At 63.9% G+C, this 13904-nt stretch carries 16 protein-coding genes and 1 pseudogene; 8 read left to right on the top strand and 9 right to left on the bottom strand.

Features of this window, described 5'->3' with window-relative positions:
- Positions 1 to 273: pseudogene (locus EOA29_RS10005) on the top strand (penicillin-binding protein); the annotation flags it as partial.
- 60 nt (positions 274 to 333) lie between these two features.
- Here the strand turns inward: EOA29_RS10005 and EOA29_RS10000 are convergent.
- Positions 334 to 1491, bottom strand: a complete 1158-nt coding sequence (locus EOA29_RS10000) for a DUF930 domain-containing protein (RefSeq protein ID WP_126094995.1) — start codon at positions 1489 to 1491, stop codon at positions 334 to 336.
- Positions 1492 to 1597: 106 nt separating this feature from the next.
- Positions 1598 to 2008 (bottom strand): RidA family protein, encoded by a 411-nt coding sequence (locus tag EOA29_RS09995; protein WP_126094996.1) that lies wholly within the window; start codon positions 2006 to 2008, stop codon positions 1598 to 1600.
- 367 nt (positions 2009 to 2375) lie between these two features.
- Here EOA29_RS09995 and EOA29_RS09990 point away from each other — a divergent pair, with 367 nt between their 5' ends.
- Together EOA29_RS09990 and EOA29_RS09985 are read left to right on the top strand one after the other, a co-directional pair.
- Positions 2376 to 2960, top strand: a complete 585-nt coding sequence (locus tag EOA29_RS09990) for a DUF1214 domain-containing protein (RefSeq protein ID WP_126094997.1) — start codon at positions 2376 to 2378, stop codon at positions 2958 to 2960.
- Positions 2953 to 3501, top strand: coding sequence for a DUF1254 domain-containing protein (locus tag EOA29_RS09985; RefSeq protein WP_126094998.1), 549 nt, complete (start codon positions 2953 to 2955; stop codon positions 3499 to 3501). The genes EOA29_RS09990 and EOA29_RS09985 overlap by 8 nt, the downstream gene beginning before the upstream one ends.
- Positions 3502 to 3514: 13 nt before the next feature.
- Here EOA29_RS09985 and EOA29_RS09980 read toward each other — a convergent pair whose 3' ends face one another.
- Positions 3515 to 3703, bottom strand: coding sequence for a hypothetical protein (locus EOA29_RS09980; protein WP_127220839.1), 189 nt, complete (start codon positions 3701 to 3703; stop codon positions 3515 to 3517).
- Positions 3704 to 3890: 187 nt separating this feature from the next.
- Between EOA29_RS09980 and EOA29_RS09975 the strand changes: the two genes are divergently transcribed.
- Positions 3891 to 4898 (top strand): DUF2336 domain-containing protein, encoded by a 1008-nt coding sequence (locus tag EOA29_RS09975; RefSeq protein ID WP_127220838.1) that lies wholly within the window; start codon positions 3891 to 3893, stop codon positions 4896 to 4898.
- Between the two features lie 13 nt (positions 4899 to 4911).
- Here EOA29_RS09975 and EOA29_RS09970 read toward each other — a convergent pair whose 3' ends face one another.
- The 3 genes from EOA29_RS09970 to EOA29_RS09960 all read right to left on the bottom strand — a co-directional run bounded on the left by EOA29_RS09970 (position 4912) and on the right by EOA29_RS09960 (position 7828).
- Complete coding sequence (locus tag EOA29_RS09970) at positions 4912 to 5259, bottom strand: DUF1491 family protein (protein ID WP_127220837.1); 348 nt, start codon at positions 5257 to 5259, stop codon at positions 4912 to 4914.
- Positions 5260 to 5328: 69 nt separating this feature from the next.
- Positions 5329 to 6111, bottom strand: a complete 783-nt coding sequence (locus EOA29_RS09965; RefSeq protein WP_127220836.1) for a peptidoglycan-binding protein — start codon at positions 6109 to 6111, stop codon at positions 5329 to 5331.
- Entirely contained in the window at positions 6086 to 7828 is a 1743-nt protein-coding gene (locus EOA29_RS09960; RefSeq protein WP_127220835.1) for a HAMP domain-containing sensor histidine kinase, read from the bottom strand. The genes EOA29_RS09965 and EOA29_RS09960 overlap by 26 nt, the downstream gene beginning before the upstream one ends.
- Before the next feature lie 536 nt (positions 7829 to 8364).
- On the opposite strand from EOA29_RS09960, the gene EOA29_RS09955 reads away from it, so the two are divergent.
- Both EOA29_RS09955 and EOA29_RS09950 read left to right on the top strand, forming a co-directional pair.
- Positions 8365 to 8748, top strand: a complete 384-nt coding sequence (locus EOA29_RS09955) for a DUF5330 domain-containing protein (protein WP_126095003.1) — start codon at positions 8365 to 8367, stop codon at positions 8746 to 8748.
- A 188-nt stretch (positions 8749 to 8936) separates the two neighbouring features.
- Positions 8937 to 9365, top strand: a complete 429-nt coding sequence (locus EOA29_RS09950) for a SufE family protein (RefSeq protein WP_127220840.1) — start codon at positions 8937 to 8939, stop codon at positions 9363 to 9365.
- 121 nt (positions 9366 to 9486) lie between these two features.
- On the opposite strand, the gene EOA29_RS09945 is transcribed toward EOA29_RS09950, so the two are convergent.
- Both EOA29_RS09945 and EOA29_RS09940 read right to left on the bottom strand, forming a co-directional pair.
- The gene (locus EOA29_RS09945; RefSeq protein WP_126095004.1) at positions 9487 to 9912 is read right to left on the bottom strand and encodes a MucR family transcriptional regulator; all 426 of its coding nucleotides are present in this window, start codon (positions 9910 to 9912) and stop codon (positions 9487 to 9489) included.
- Between the two features lie 409 nt (positions 9913 to 10321).
- Positions 10322 to 10690, bottom strand: a complete 369-nt coding sequence (locus EOA29_RS09940) for an SH3 domain-containing protein (RefSeq protein ID WP_126095005.1) — start codon at positions 10688 to 10690, stop codon at positions 10322 to 10324.
- 121 nt (positions 10691 to 10811) lie between these two features.
- On the opposite strand from EOA29_RS09940, the gene EOA29_RS09935 reads away from it, so the two are divergent.
- Together EOA29_RS09935 and EOA29_RS09930 are read left to right on the top strand one after the other, a co-directional pair.
- Positions 10812 to 12911: a S9 family peptidase gene (locus tag EOA29_RS09935; protein WP_127220834.1), complete on the top strand. Its 2100-nt coding sequence runs from the start codon at positions 10812 to 10814 to the stop codon at positions 12909 to 12911.
- Positions 12912 to 13013: 102 nt separating this feature from the next.
- Entirely contained in the window at positions 13014 to 13403 is a 390-nt protein-coding gene (locus tag EOA29_RS09930) for an SET domain-containing protein-lysine N-methyltransferase (RefSeq protein WP_126095007.1), read from the top strand.
- A 7-nt stretch (positions 13404 to 13410) separates the two neighbouring features.
- On the opposite strand, the gene EOA29_RS09925 is transcribed toward EOA29_RS09930, so the two are convergent.
- On the bottom strand, positions 13411 to 13904 hold a 494-nt coding region (locus tag EOA29_RS09925; RefSeq protein WP_127220833.1), incomplete at its 5' end, for a cytochrome c.

Here is a 13904-nt window from a genome sequence, read left to right as displayed (position 1 = left end):
GTGTGGCAGCGGCTGATGGTCTATGCGCACCAGAATATCGACCTGAAGCCGATCCCGGGCCTCGATCATCCGTTCGTCGACCCGGAGGTCGCGGCCAAGGCCGAGGAGGCGGCGAAGAAGGAGGCCTCGGACGCCACGGCGCAGGCACAGGCGGAGCGACCGCCGGTGCTCTCCAGCCGCACCACGCAGACGCTGAGGGAGATGACCAAGACTTTCCAGGCGGCACCCGTTCTCAACGCACCCACCCTGCCGGAGACGCTGTCGGCGCTTTAAGTCCTTGTTTTGATGCATGTCGTTTTCCCAAAACCGCTGCACACTTTTGGGCGACATGCTCTAGTGGAGACTGGGCAATCTGAGACGGGCCCATTCGCCGCGTGGAATCTCGGCGCCGACACGGAAGTTGAACGACAAGACCCTCGTCGCTTCGGCATCGACCTCGCACCGGAAGCCTAGGCGGTACCATGTGGTTGCCGTGCTGAAAGCGGCCTCCGGAGGGGCAAGAACATTGCCTACCTTCAGCGGAATGGACGGCAGCCATTTGGGAGAATAAGAGGCCTCCTGTAATTCCTGATTCAGAACGCTGCCGCAAAGGTTGGCAACCCTCTGATCGCGAGGCACGCCGCTCATAGAGCTTGTGGCCAGCGCATCGCCGGTAGCGCCCTGCGAGTAGAGCTTTCGAACACCCGGAAGGCCCGAATAGATCGGCGATCCAGCAACGGCGGCGTTGGTGGAACTTGGCGTCCCGGCGCTCCTGCTTCGGGACTTCGAGACCCTTGCAGGCCTGAACTTCAGCGCATTTGCGGGTTTGGGCTTTGGCTTTTCGGCCGCGGCCGGAAGCTCGACCTTACCGTCGCTCTCAGCACCCAACGGCGTCGGCGCTACGGCTGTTTCAGCGGTTTGCGCTCCTGCCTCTTGTTTGTCCGCCTGCTGTTTATGTGTGTCCTGGTCTGCCTGCTTTTCATCACTCTGCGTGGGCTTGGCGTCCGTCGCGGCGGTTACCGGCTTGTCGTCGGCCTTGCTTGGATCTGCCCGCTGATCGGCGTCTGCCGGCGCGGCAGATTGGTTCTGTGCAGGCTTGGGCACGGCAGGCGGCTTCGAATCGTTATCCTTGGCCGGCGAGGGCGTGTTGTCTCGATCGCCGCCTCCTTCCAGGGATTTCCTCGGACCGGTATCCTTGTCGCCGTACTGAAAAACGGGCTTTAGCACCGCGATAGCTGGTGGCTTCGGCGGCTGCCTTTCCAGCGAAGGCGGTTTTTCAGCCTTCGGTTCCGGCGGCTTTTCGGCCTTTGGCTGCGGTGCGGGCGGAGGCTTCGGTTTCGGTTGCTCGGGCGGAGGCACAAGCGCGACATTGACCGGCTGTTCCTGGTCCGGCTGTTGGGCAGGCCTCGGCAGGCTGTAGACCAGAAACGCTGCGATGAGCGCATGCAGGATCAGCGATGCGGGCAAGGCCCACGCCAAATTCCAACGCCGTTCCTCTGTCTCGCCCTTCATCCCGATCGATGTGGAACGAAATGGCGGCGGCTTCAAGCACAGGCATAGGATCGGAGCGAACCAGTACCTTCTCACAGTGATAAGACGCGGGCCGCATTGTGCGACGCTAGCTTCTGACGGCCTCGTCAATGACCGCTATCGCGTCGACCTCTATGAGGTAGCCTGGGGACATTATCGCTACCCCGACCACCACATTCGCTGGCTTGTGATCTCCAAACAGCGAAATCTGCGCTTCTTCGATGATTGGAACGTGCTCATCGCGCTTGTAATCGACAATGTAGATTGTGATCTTGCAAACTTGCTCAGGCCGTGCATCTGCCGCACTGAGCGCTCGGCCGAGATTGCTGAATGCCAGGCGCGCTTGCGCCGCAAAGTCACCATGCCCAACGAGCTTGCCGTGTATGTCCTCGGGCTGCTGACCTGAGACGAATACCAGCTTGGATCCCTTCGCGACGACGACCTGTGTGTACATCTCTGGAACTGGCAGACCATCTGGGTTGATGAGTTCGAGCGCCATTGAATAGTCTCCTGCTTCGTTCGACTGAAATCGACATTGGTGATCACCGCGTCGCTGGCACACAGGACGATGGCAAAGCGCCGGCGCTGGTGCGTGGCGATGCAGCGCCGCATGAGGCATCGATGATCCGGGGGTCGAAGGGCGGAATCTCGCCCATGACAAGCCGGTCGTCAACACGGGGAATGCGCCGCTGGCTGCTCGGTAGAAGGACCTGATGGCAACGTGCCATTTGGATGAGCACCGGACGCGCAGGAACCCGCCATTTGCAGGCCGCATCACCTGAATATCGCAACGCCTTGGAGCAAGCCGACTTGCCACGAGGCCCCGCGCCGCGATATCCCGAGCAACCTCCTCTATTTCCGGCCCCATGCTCAAGAACGCATTCCTCACGCTGCTTTCGCTTGCCATAGCCATCGGGCTGGGCGGCGGCAGCGTCTGGTACGCGCTCAACGCGCAGGACGGCGTGGGCGCGATCCGCATCGGCCGATGGACCGCCTTTCCCGAAATCGGCACCCAGGCGGCCGATCCCTATTCGAAGGCGCGCGTGGCGCGCGAGGGTGTGCTGGCGCTCGGCCGGGCGGAGGGGCTCTCCTTCGTCGCCGAGCGCGACGAGGCCGGCGAGCCGCTGAAACGGGAATGCGCCTACACGATCGAAGGCGGCTATCCGACGGCCCGGTTCTGGACGCTTTACGCCGCAGACCGGTCGCTCGGCGTCATCGACACCGGCAAGCCAAGGCAGGCAGCGCTCCAATCCTACGAGGTGCTGCGCCAGCCCGACAATTCGGTCGTCATCTCCGTCGGCGACCGCCCTGCCCCCGGCAACTGGCTGCTCATCAACGGTTTCGGCAAGATGTATTTCGTGCTGACCTTCTACGACACGCCGATCGCCTCGAGCACCGGGCTTTCCGACGTGACGCTGCCGCGCATCCTGAAGGCAGGCTGCCATGCGTAGGCTGCTGCACGCGCTCATCCTCGGCCTGCTCGGCGCCGGCATCGTGCATATCGTGGTGCTGTTCCTGGTGCCGGAATTTTCCGAGCGCGATGCCTGGTCGCGGCTGGCGATGACCTCCGACCTCTACAGGATGACGCGCCTGGACGCCGAAGCCGGCGGCGCGCCGGTGGTGAAGTCGGTCGACCCGATGTTCTACGCCGCCGCCTGCCGCTTCGATCTCGCCGACGGGCTGGTGCGGATCAAGGCGCCGGGCGACGTGCCGTTCTGGTCGGCCTCGGTCTATGACCGCAGCGGCCACAACATCTATTCCTTCAACGACCACAACGCGAACAGCGAGAAGCTCGATGCCGTGGTGCTGACGCCGGCGCAGATGATCGACGTGCGGCGCGATCTTCCGGAGGAATTGCAGGGCGCGATCTTCGTCGAGGCGCCGATCGAGGAAGGCATCTTCGTCGTCCGCGCCTTCGTGCCGGACGAGAGCTGGAAGCCGATCGTGTCACGCTTTCTCGAGCAGAGCGCCTGCGAGCTGCAGGACTACTGAGAAACCAAACAGATCAGTGGTGCGGGGCCGTGGGCCGCGGCGAACCCGGCTTGTCCGGGCCGTCCGGACGCGCCGCGCCGACCTGCGGCTGCTGTTCGTAGCGGACGCCGGGGAAGATGATGACTGCCGCCGCCGTATCGGTAGCGTGATTTACTCGATTGACCGGTGCCGTTCTCGGCACAAAAGACAGGACCATGCCCATGGTTCGCGCATTCCTCTCGGTTTGACCGGAGCACAACGCAACGCCTCCAAAGTCGATTAAGGCGGGCAGAGGGTTAACGGAGCGCTAACGGATCGCGGCTAATTTGATCTTTGTTCCCTGGAGACGCGAAACCGGCCCGGCCGGATCGAGCGGGCCAGGTCTGTGTCGAGTATCGGGCGTATCCTCCGTGTCATCTTCGGATTTCAGGCATATCGCTATCCGGACCGAAGCGGGAAAAGCTGAAAGGCTGTTCCGCGCCGCGGTGTCGGCCTTCTGCTCGCTGACGCGCCCGTCGCGCCGCGAGATCGCCCAGCTTGAGGATCTGACCCTGCCGCTGTTCGACGAGGTGTCGGTCGAATCGCGCCGCTATGTCGCCGCCGCCCTTTCCGAATGCGAGTATGCGCCGGCCGCGCTGGTGCGGCGGCTGGCCGAGGAGCCTGTCGAGATCGCGGCGCCGCTGCTCACCCGCTCGAACGCGCTGAGCGACATCGACCTGATCGCGCTGATCGGCCGCCACGGCCTGCCGCATGCGCGCGCGATCGCGCGCCGCAGGGAGCTCAATGCGACCATCGCCGACCTGATCCGCGCGCTGGAGAAGCCGACGCTGGTCAAGACGCGGCCACCGGAGACGGTCACGAAGCTCGCGCCGGTGAAGTCGGCGGCGATCGACGCCGCCGAAGACAAACGCCCTGCTGCCGGCGAAGCCGAGGAGAATGCGCGGCGCCGCCTGCGCTCTATGATGCGTCCCGCCGGCGAGAACGCCGCTATCAATACCTTCCTCGGCCAGCCGGCCTATGTGAAGCTGCGCGAGACGGCGCTGACCGGCAACGCCGCCTTCTTCCAGACGGCGCTCGCCGATGCGCTCGACATCGATTTCGCCACGGCCCGCTCGGTGACCGAGCCGTCGAGCTATGGTGCGCTGCTTGCAGCGCTCAAGGCGCTCGATCTCAGCGAGGACAGGGCCTTCCTGATCGCGGTCGCCGTCTATCCTGGCGAGTTCCCGCATCCGCAGGCGATCCGGCTGTTCCTCGACCGCTATCGGCTGCTGCATCGCGAGGCAGCGCTCGACAAGGTCCGGGCCTGGAAGGCCGAAACCCTGTCACGCGCGATCCGCGGCAATGCCGCCGAGACGACAAGCGGCGAGCATCAGGCGTCGAACAGCGACGGAAAGGCCGCCAGCCTCAAGGCGTCCTGAGCTTCGAACCGACCTACTCCGTCTTCACGGAGACAAGCTCTTCGACCTGAACGGAGCCGGCCTCGATCTCGACCACCCAGATATCCGGATCGAATCTCTTTTCCTTCTCGAGCCGCACATCGAATGCCGAGGCATCGTCGCTGGAATCAAGCAAGGTGAAGAAGCGCTCGTCGGGCTTTGCCGAATCATAGCTCGTCTGCGGCGCCGGGCCGTAGAGAGCGACCTCCCCCAGCCGGCCGCGCGACAACACGAAGACGGCGCCCGCCTCCATCGCGCCGCGCTTGACCACGGCGGCAAAACCGCCGGCGGCGAAGACGCGGCGAAGCAAAGCCGATACCCAAAGATCGGTGGTTACGCGCATGGCGGGATTCCGGATGGCATGCGCGGTTCCTTACAGCATCGGCAGAGGAACCGGAACGGCTTGCGCCTCTCAGTTCGTCAGGCCGATCTCGCGCATCTTGACGTAGACCGCTTCGTCCGGCTCGCCGGTTTCGGGCAGGCCGAACAGCGCCTGGAACTCCTTGATCGCGGCCTTGGTGCGGGCGCCGACCTTGCCATCGAGCTGCATGTCGTCATTGCCGAAGGCCTTGAGGCCGGCCTGGATCTTGACGATGCGGGCGTCGGGCGCTTGCGTTGTGCCATCGGCGGGCGCCGATACCGGAATTGGAGCCGTCGCAGCCGGTGGAGCGGCAGTTGCCGGCCGCGGCGCCGGATGCGGGATGGCAGCGGTCGTCTGCCGGGCGCCGAGCTGATCGAGCAGCGCGCCGTCGATCTCTCCCGATCCCGGCAGCCCGACCTTGAGCTGATAGGCCTGGATGGCCTTGCGCGTGGCGGGCCCCGTGAGGCCGTCGACTGTGCCGTCGTAGAAGTCGAGGTCCTTCAAGATGCCTTGCACCTGCTGGACGACCGGATCGGGCTTGGGAGCCGGCTGCGCCGGCGCCTGCCGCACGATGTTGATGGTGGTCTCCGGTTCGTCGGAGACGGCGTTCGGGAAATTCTCGATGCTCCTGGTGGCGAAGAAGGCGCCCGTGTGCGGAAAAGGCTGGTACCAGAGCGCGTTGGCCGAGACGTAGAACAGGGTGACCAGGAAGGCGGTCGAGCCGCCGACCAGAACCGGATTGCGCGAGATCACCTGGCCAAGCGCCACAGCGCCCTCGGCAAGGACGCCGCGCTCGGGTTCGACCACCTTAGGCCGTCTTGCGGAGCGAGCCATTGCTGTCCCCATTTGCATCCCCCTTCGGCTTTGCAGCCGGCATCGGCAGCACCCCGACGGGCGCGCCCGTGCGCCGCTTCGGCCCGCTCACCGGTAGGCTGATCGTCACCGTGGTGCCCTCACCCGGGGCGCTCTCGATCGACATCGTGCCCTCATGCAGCGCCACCAGGCCCTTGACCAGGGACAGGCCGAGCCCGGTTCCCTCGAAACGGCGCGTATAGTCGTTCTGGATCTGCATGAACGGCTTGCCGAGATTGGCCATATCCTCCTCGGCGATGCCGATGCCTGTGTCGCTCACCCAGAAATGCAGCCGCGAGCCGACGCGCTTGGCGCCGATCGTCACGCTGCCGCCATCGGGCGTGAACTTAACCGCGTTCGAAACGAGATTGATCAGGATCTGCTGCACGGCGCGGCGGTCGGCATTGATCTCGCCGGCGTCCGGCGCGATCTGCGCGCCGAGCGCGATGCCCTTCGCCTGCGCCAGCGGCCGCATCATCGAGCGGCACATATCGACCGCCTCGACAAAGCGGAACGGTTCCAACTCGGTCGCATAGGCGCCTGCCTCGATGCGCGAGACGTCGAGGATCGATGTGACGACGGACAGAAGATGTTGGCCCGACTGCCTGACCAGTTCGACATATTCCTTCTGGCGCGGATCGCGGAAGGCGCCGAACATCTCGTGCAGCAGCATGTCGGAGAAGCCGATAATGGCGTTAAGCGGCGTGCGCAGCTCGTGGCTGACCACCGCCAGGAAACGCCCCTTGGCCACTTCGGCGGCCGCGGCGGTCTCCCTGGCCGCGGCAAGCTCCTCGCGGAGCGCCGCGACGTCGTCATTCTCGCGCAGCACGAGGGTGAAGACGTCCGGTTCGAGCTCGCCGCGCATCCATTCCAGGCGGAACGGACGGAAATTGTCGGTCGAACCGCTGCCGTCGCGCGGCAGCCGGATGCGCAGGTCGAGCCGGCGTTTCGGCGCGCCCTCGCGCATGTCCGCGAGCGCGGTGAGATAGGCGACGCGGTCGGAGAGATGGACACGGTCGAACAGGCCGGTGCCGAACAGAAGCTCCGGCGCCAGCTTCAGAATGGAACGCGCCTTGACTGATGCGTCGAGCACTTCGCCCTGACGGCCGACACGCAGCACGACGGCGTCGATGACGTCCTCGAGACGATCGGTCGCAGGCTCTGCCTGGCGCGTATTGGCCGGGTTGGCGAAGGCCGCCCCGCGAGGCAACAGAGTAAGCGCCCAGGCGAGCGGCAGCAGCCAGTGCCAGGTGGCGATACCGGTCGCGCCGAGCGGCAGCAACTGGTTCGCGAAAGGCTGCAGTAAAATGGCGGCAAGGGCCGCCAGCGCGCCCGAGAGCGCCGCGCGCCGTGATCCGGTGACCCACCAGGCCTCGACCGGCAAGGCGGCGGCAAGCAGGGCGACTGGAGAGGCCAATCCACCTGCCGCGGCGACGGCGCCAGCAAGGGCGAAGCCACCCACCGCAATTGCCGTGCGGCCCGCGAACGCCATGTGGCCGGTGGCGGCAACCAGAAGGGCCGCGAACCAGCACAGACCGAAAGCGCCGAAGATGGCGGCTATCGTGACGGCCGCGCCGAGGCTGGACGTGACCAGCGTCACCGCCGCGCCCGCCACCAGGAAGGGAGCCGTAAGCATGACGCCGATGAAGCGGCGCTGACACAAGCGCTCAGCCTCGCCCGCGACGGTCGGATGAACCAAGCGTTCGCAGCCGGCGGCAACCGCGCCGGGCAATTGAACGTATCTGGCCGCAATCGAACTCAACGCACTCGTACCCGGTCGTGAAATTGCCCCTGCTTTGCAGGTGGCCCTTGATTGGCTTGAAACTCGCATCCAGCGTTTAAGGAATGGATAAGGCAGACGCGGCGGGCACCCTGCCCACACGGCAAATATTGGGACGCCGGCACCGCAAAGCTCATCGATCTGCCGCCATGGTAAATGGTGCGTTAGCCTCGAACAGGCGCGGCGGGACTCCCAAAAACCTGAGCCGACAACTCTTATATCTAAAATTCTTCTTTTAAAACAGCAACATAGATGGTTATCGTAAAGTTAATGCAATCGATGAGACTTGAATGAAATCAATCTCGAAAACCAATCCTTTCGAATTTGCCTAAAATTTGAGGAAAATTCGCGGCTTCGGCGCAAGCCGTCCTTTGCGCGCCTGTGCCACTATCCCGCCCATAAAAGAGGTCATGCCAATGGGATGCATGACCCGGTCACGGACGAGAGGCATTGAAATGGGCTTTCTGATCAGGATGGCTTTCTGGTTCTCGCTGGTGCTCCTGGCGCTGCCGCTCGGCGTCGGTCCGGACGAGGATGGCCGCGAGGCGGTCGGGCCGATCCAGGCGCTGTTTGCGGCGCGCGAGGCGGTCGGCGACATTGCCGGCATCTGCGAGCGCAAGCCGGACGTCTGCGAGACCGGCAAATCGGCCATGCACACCATTACCATCCGCGCCCAGGAAACCGCCAAGATCGCCGCAGCCATGCTTGACGACCAGCAGTCGGAAAAGTCGGCCGCGCCCGAGACGAAAGTGGCGGAAACGTCCGCCGAGACCACCGGCAGCGTCGCCGAGGGCATCGTGCTGCCCGCCAAGGTCAACATCCCGGTGATGAAGAACTGAGATTCCTTTTCAGCCGTTCGCCCGGCTTTTTTAGTTTTGGCGCAATTCCGGACGGAAAACCGTTCACACTTTTCCTGGAATTGCTCTAACGCCGCGGGCCCGTCCGACCTCTCGACGCCCGCGGCGTCTTTCTTTTCCGTGACGCCTTTTTCCGTGACGCGGGGGCGCCGAGTCACTATATGCGGGCCATGGCGACCTCGATCGAAACGATCCGCGACGACTTCTCCCTGCTTGACGAGTGGGAGGACCGCTACCGCTATGTGATCGAGCTCGGCGAGGGACTGCCGCCGTTTCCCGAGGCCGAACGCACAGCGGCCAACAAGGTGCCGGGCTGCGTCAGCCAGGTTTGGCTGACGACCGAGCAGGGTCCGGGCATCGATCCGGTGATCAGCTTCCAGGGGGATTCGGACGCCCACATCGTGCGCGGCCTTGTCGCCATCATGCTGGCGCTGTTCTCGGGGCGGCCGGCCAGCCAGATCCAGAGCACCGACGCGGAAGTCACGCTGAAGGAGCTCGGCCTCGACGAGCACTTGTCGCCGCAGCGCGCCAACGGCCTGCGCTCGATGGTCAAGCGCATCAAGCGCGATGCGGATGCTGCGCTGAAGCAGACCGCCTGACCGCGGCTCCAGGGCGGTTCAGCTTCCCATAGCCGACTGATCCGCTTCGAATATCCGTTCCCGCAAAAAGCAAACGGCGCCCCGAGGGACGCCGTCGAACTTGCAGACGCTGGCTGCGCTGTCAGCGGCCCTTGCGCTTGCGGCCGAGGCCCATCTTCTTGGCCAACTGCGAACGGGCCGCGGCGTAGTTGGGAGCGACCATCGGGTAGTTGGCGTCCAAGCCCCACTTCTCGCGGTATTCTTCCGGAGTGAGGTTGTAGTGGGTCATCAGGTGGCGCTTCAGCGACTTGAACTTCTTGCCGTCTTCGAGGCAGACGATGTAGTCGTCATGCACGGAGCGCTTCGGGTTGACGGCCGGCTTCTGCTTCTCGGCCGACGGCTGCTCCGTCGTGCCGCCGACGCGTCCGAGCGCGGCGTGAACGTCGGCGATCAGGTTCGGCAGTTCGCCGACCGGCACCGGGTTGTTGCTGACATAGGCCGCGACGACATCGGCGGTCAGCTCGATCAGCGCGTCACTATTGCTTGAAGGTGTTTCGACGATATCCATTGTGCTCAGGCCCCAACGAGAGTTTGTTTCTAGACTGTGCCCTTCTTTGAGATCGGGCATCGCGCGAATTTCATGCAGGCAAGCCCCTGCGATTCGCGTCGCATCATCTTAATGACGCTGTGCTGCAAGTAAGTCAATTCGCCTATTAAAATATATTCGGCGATATTCATCAAATATTGCCGTTTCAGCTTCAAAAATTCGTGCGCCGTGTAACTTAGCGAGATTCTTCTGGCCGGACCAGCGCAGCCTGACGCCGCGTCAAGTTCGCTTTACACCTCGGCCGGCGGCAGACATAGTCCTTAATGCTTGACTAATGCTTGTCTGCCCGCAGCGGCAAGCATCGAAAAGTCACACGTGCCAGAGGCTGCAAGGACACTCTTGCTCGCGCGGAGCGGGTAGACGGAACCTCTCAATAGGGCGTGATATACTTGCCGTAGACCCAGCCGGTGACGAAATGACCGTTCTGCGCCGGATCATGCCAGACCTCGCACCAGCGATAGCGGATCGCCTGGCGCTGCTTCCAGTGCGGTTGGCCGGCAATGTCGAGCAGATCTATCCCGCCCGTGCAGCGGCCGGTCATCTGCAGGACGGTGCCATTGGGATAGGCCGCCTGCTTTTGCGATGTGTTTGACGGAAATTTGCGGGCGTTGAGCGTGTCGCCGAACGGCACGCCCGCCACTTGCCAGGCGGCGAACGCGGTTGCATGAGACTGGCTGGAAAGGGCCAGGACTGCCGAAGCGATGACGAAAGCCATTGCAGTGCGAGCATAGGACTTCATCTTTTCCCCCTTCAACTTACCTTATGCAGGCGATCTTGAAGCCCGCCCCTTGAACCGCTGCTGAGTGGCGTGTTCATTCGCCATTCAAGCAAACTTCAGGCAAATTCCACAGCGAGACGTAATGACCAGATCTTCCGCCTTCCCGACCGCCAACCCGCCGCGGCCCGAGAAACGCACCGTCTTCGACACGCATCACGGCATTACCCGCACCGACGACTATGCCTGGATGCGGGCCGACAACTGGCAGGCGATGTTCAGGGACCCATCGCTCCTCGACGGTGCGATCCGCTCCCATCTCGAGGCCGAGAATGTCTACCAGGCGACGTTGATGGCCGACACGGCGGAACTGCGAGCCAAGCTTTTCGCCGAGATGAAGGGGCGCATCAAGGAAGACGATTCGACAGTGCCGATGAAGGACGGCCCCTATGCCTATGGCTCGTCCTTCCGACAGGGCGGCGAGCATCCGCGCTACTTCCGCACGCCGCGCGACGGCGGCGTGGACGAGATCCTGCTTGACGGCGATAAGGAAGCGGAAGGCAAGCCCTATTTCCGCCTCGGCGGCGTCGACCATTCGGCCGACCACAGGAAGCTGCTCTGGGCCTTCGACGACAAGGGCTCGGAATTCTTCTCGCTGCGCGTGCGCGACATCGCCAGCGGCAAGGAACTGGCCGATCAGGTCCCGGATACGGGTGGCGGCGGGGTGTGGAACGCCGGCGACGGCGGCTTCTTCTATACTCGCCTCGACGACAATCATCGCCCGTCCAAGGTGTTCTTCCACGCGCTCGGCGACAGCCCGGAAAACGACCGGCTGATCTATGAGGAGACCGATCCCGGCTTCTTCATGGATGTCGGCGGCACACGCTCCAACGACTGGATCATGATCGGCATCAACGACCATGAAACCTCCGAATACCGGCTTTTGCGCGCCGACCAGCCCTTCGCCGAACCGAAGCTGGTGGCGGCCCGCGAGACCGGCCTGCAATACGATCTCGAAGAAGGCGGCGACATCTTCTTCATCCTCACCAATGCCGACGGCGCCAAGGATTTCAAGATCATGACCGTGCCGGTCGAAAACCCGACACGCGCCAATTGGACGGAACTGGTGCCGCACGAGCCCGGCCGGTTGATCCTGTCGGCGCTGGGCTTCAAGCGTCATATGGTCAGGCTGGAGCGCAAGGAAGGGCTGCCGCGCATCGTCGTGCGCGAGCGCGCCAGCGGCGAGGAGCATTTCATTTCCTTCGACGAGGAGGCCTTCTCGCTCGGCCTCTCCGGCTCCTACGAATACGACACCGAGGTGATGCGCTTCACCTACTCGTCGATGACGACGCCGGCGCAGGTCTTCGACTACAACATGCGCACCCGAGAGCGCGTTCTATTGAAGACGCAGGAAGTGCCTTCAGGGCATGATCCGGAGCAATATGTCACGCGCCGGCTGATGGCGCCCGCCGCCGACGGTGAACTGGTGCCGATCTCGCTGATCCATCATCGCGACACGCCGCTCGACGGCTCCGCGCCCTGCCTGCTTTACGGCTATGGCTCCTATGGCATCGCCGTTCCGGCCGCCTTCAACACCAACTGCCTGTCGCTGGTCGATCGCGGCTTCGTCTACGCCATCGCCCATGTGCGCGGCGGCAAGGACAAGGGCTACGGCTGGTACGAGGACGGCAAACGTCGGCACAAGATGAACACCTTCATCGATTTCATCGCCTGCGCGCGCCATCTGGTGGCCGAGCGTTACACAAGGCATGACCGCATCGTCGCCCAAGGCGGTTCGGCCGGCGGCATGCTGATGGGTGCCATCGCCAACATGGCGCCGGAAAGCTTCGGCGGCATCGTCGCCGAGGTGCCCTTCGTCGACGTGCTCACCACCATGCTCGACGCCAGCCTGCCGCTGACGCCGCCCGAATGGCCGGAATGGGGCAATCCGATCGCGTCGGCCGACGACTACGGCACGATCGCGGCCTACTCGCCCTACGACAACGTCGCGGCGCTCGACTATCCGCCGATCCTGGCGCTGGCCGGGCTCACCGACCCGCGCGTCACCTATTGGGAGCCGGCCAAATGGGTGGCGCGGCTGCGCGACCGCAAGGCGGGCGACAATCCGGTGCTGTTCAAGATCAACATGGAATCCGGCCATGCCGGCGCGTCGGGCCGGTTCTCGCGCCTGGAGGAGATCGCGTATATCTACGCCTATGCCCTGAAAGTGACCGGCAAGGTCTGATTTTTACTCGCAATTGCGACGGCCACGCGCTACGCAATTCGCCGTCGTTTTTTGGCCGCGGCCCTTTCGGGTCGCGCCCGCCATACATTCGCAAGGGTCGTCATGCTGCTCGTCGACGTCTATCTCGACAAATCGCCCATCCAGGGCATCGGCGTCTTCGCCAAACACCGCATTCCAAAAGGCACGTTGATCTGGAAGCTCGATCCAAGATTCGACCGATGCATTCCCGTCGACACCTATGAGAACGAATCCGGCCCGGTGAAATCCTATCTCGACCGCTATTCCTATCCCGACCGGCGCGACCCCAACTACATCGTCTTCGAAGCGGATGACGCCCGCTACATGAACCACGCCGACGAGCCGAACTGCGACGTGTCCTCGCCCGAGGAGACCTACGCATTGCGCGACATCGCGCCCGGCGAGGAGCTGACCTGCGACTACAACCACTTTTTCGAAAACGGCTTCGACTTCCTCGGCGACCGCCACGCGTAGCCTGAGATCATTTTGACGGCTTGCGCGCCGGGTAGCCGTTGGGGTGCGGCGGGACGGCCTTGAGATAGGCCGCGATCGCGGCGCGGTCGTCGGCCGTCAACTGAGCCATGTTGCGCTGCACCTCGACCATGGCGCCGCCGACGGAATCGAAATCGGGCGTGAAGCCGGTCTCGAGATAGTTGGCGATGTCGGCCTCTGACCAGCTTTTGATGCTGTTCCCGTCGGGGGTGATGTTGGGCACGACGCCCGAGCCCTCGGCGGCCACGGCTCCCGCCAGCCACTCGGCCTTCTTGCCGCCGCCGGCAAAGTCGCGCGGCGAGTGACATTCGCCGCAATGGCCGGGTCCCTCGACCAGATAGCGGCCCGCCAACACCTTGTCCGGCGTGCCGTCGGGCAAGGCGATCACCGGCTCGGGGCTGAGATAGAGCCGCTTCCAGAGACCAATGCCGCGACGGATATTGAAGGGGAAAGCGAGCTTGTGGCCCGGCGCCTTGCCGGCGG

The organism is Mesorhizobium sp. M1E.F.Ca.ET.063.01.1.1 (genome assembly GCF_003998155.1).
GTDB lineage: Bacteria > Pseudomonadota > Alphaproteobacteria > Rhizobiales > Rhizobiaceae > Mesorhizobium.
Note: the sequence above shows the minus strand (reverse complement) of the source record. Positions and strands in the feature narration are given on the sequence as shown.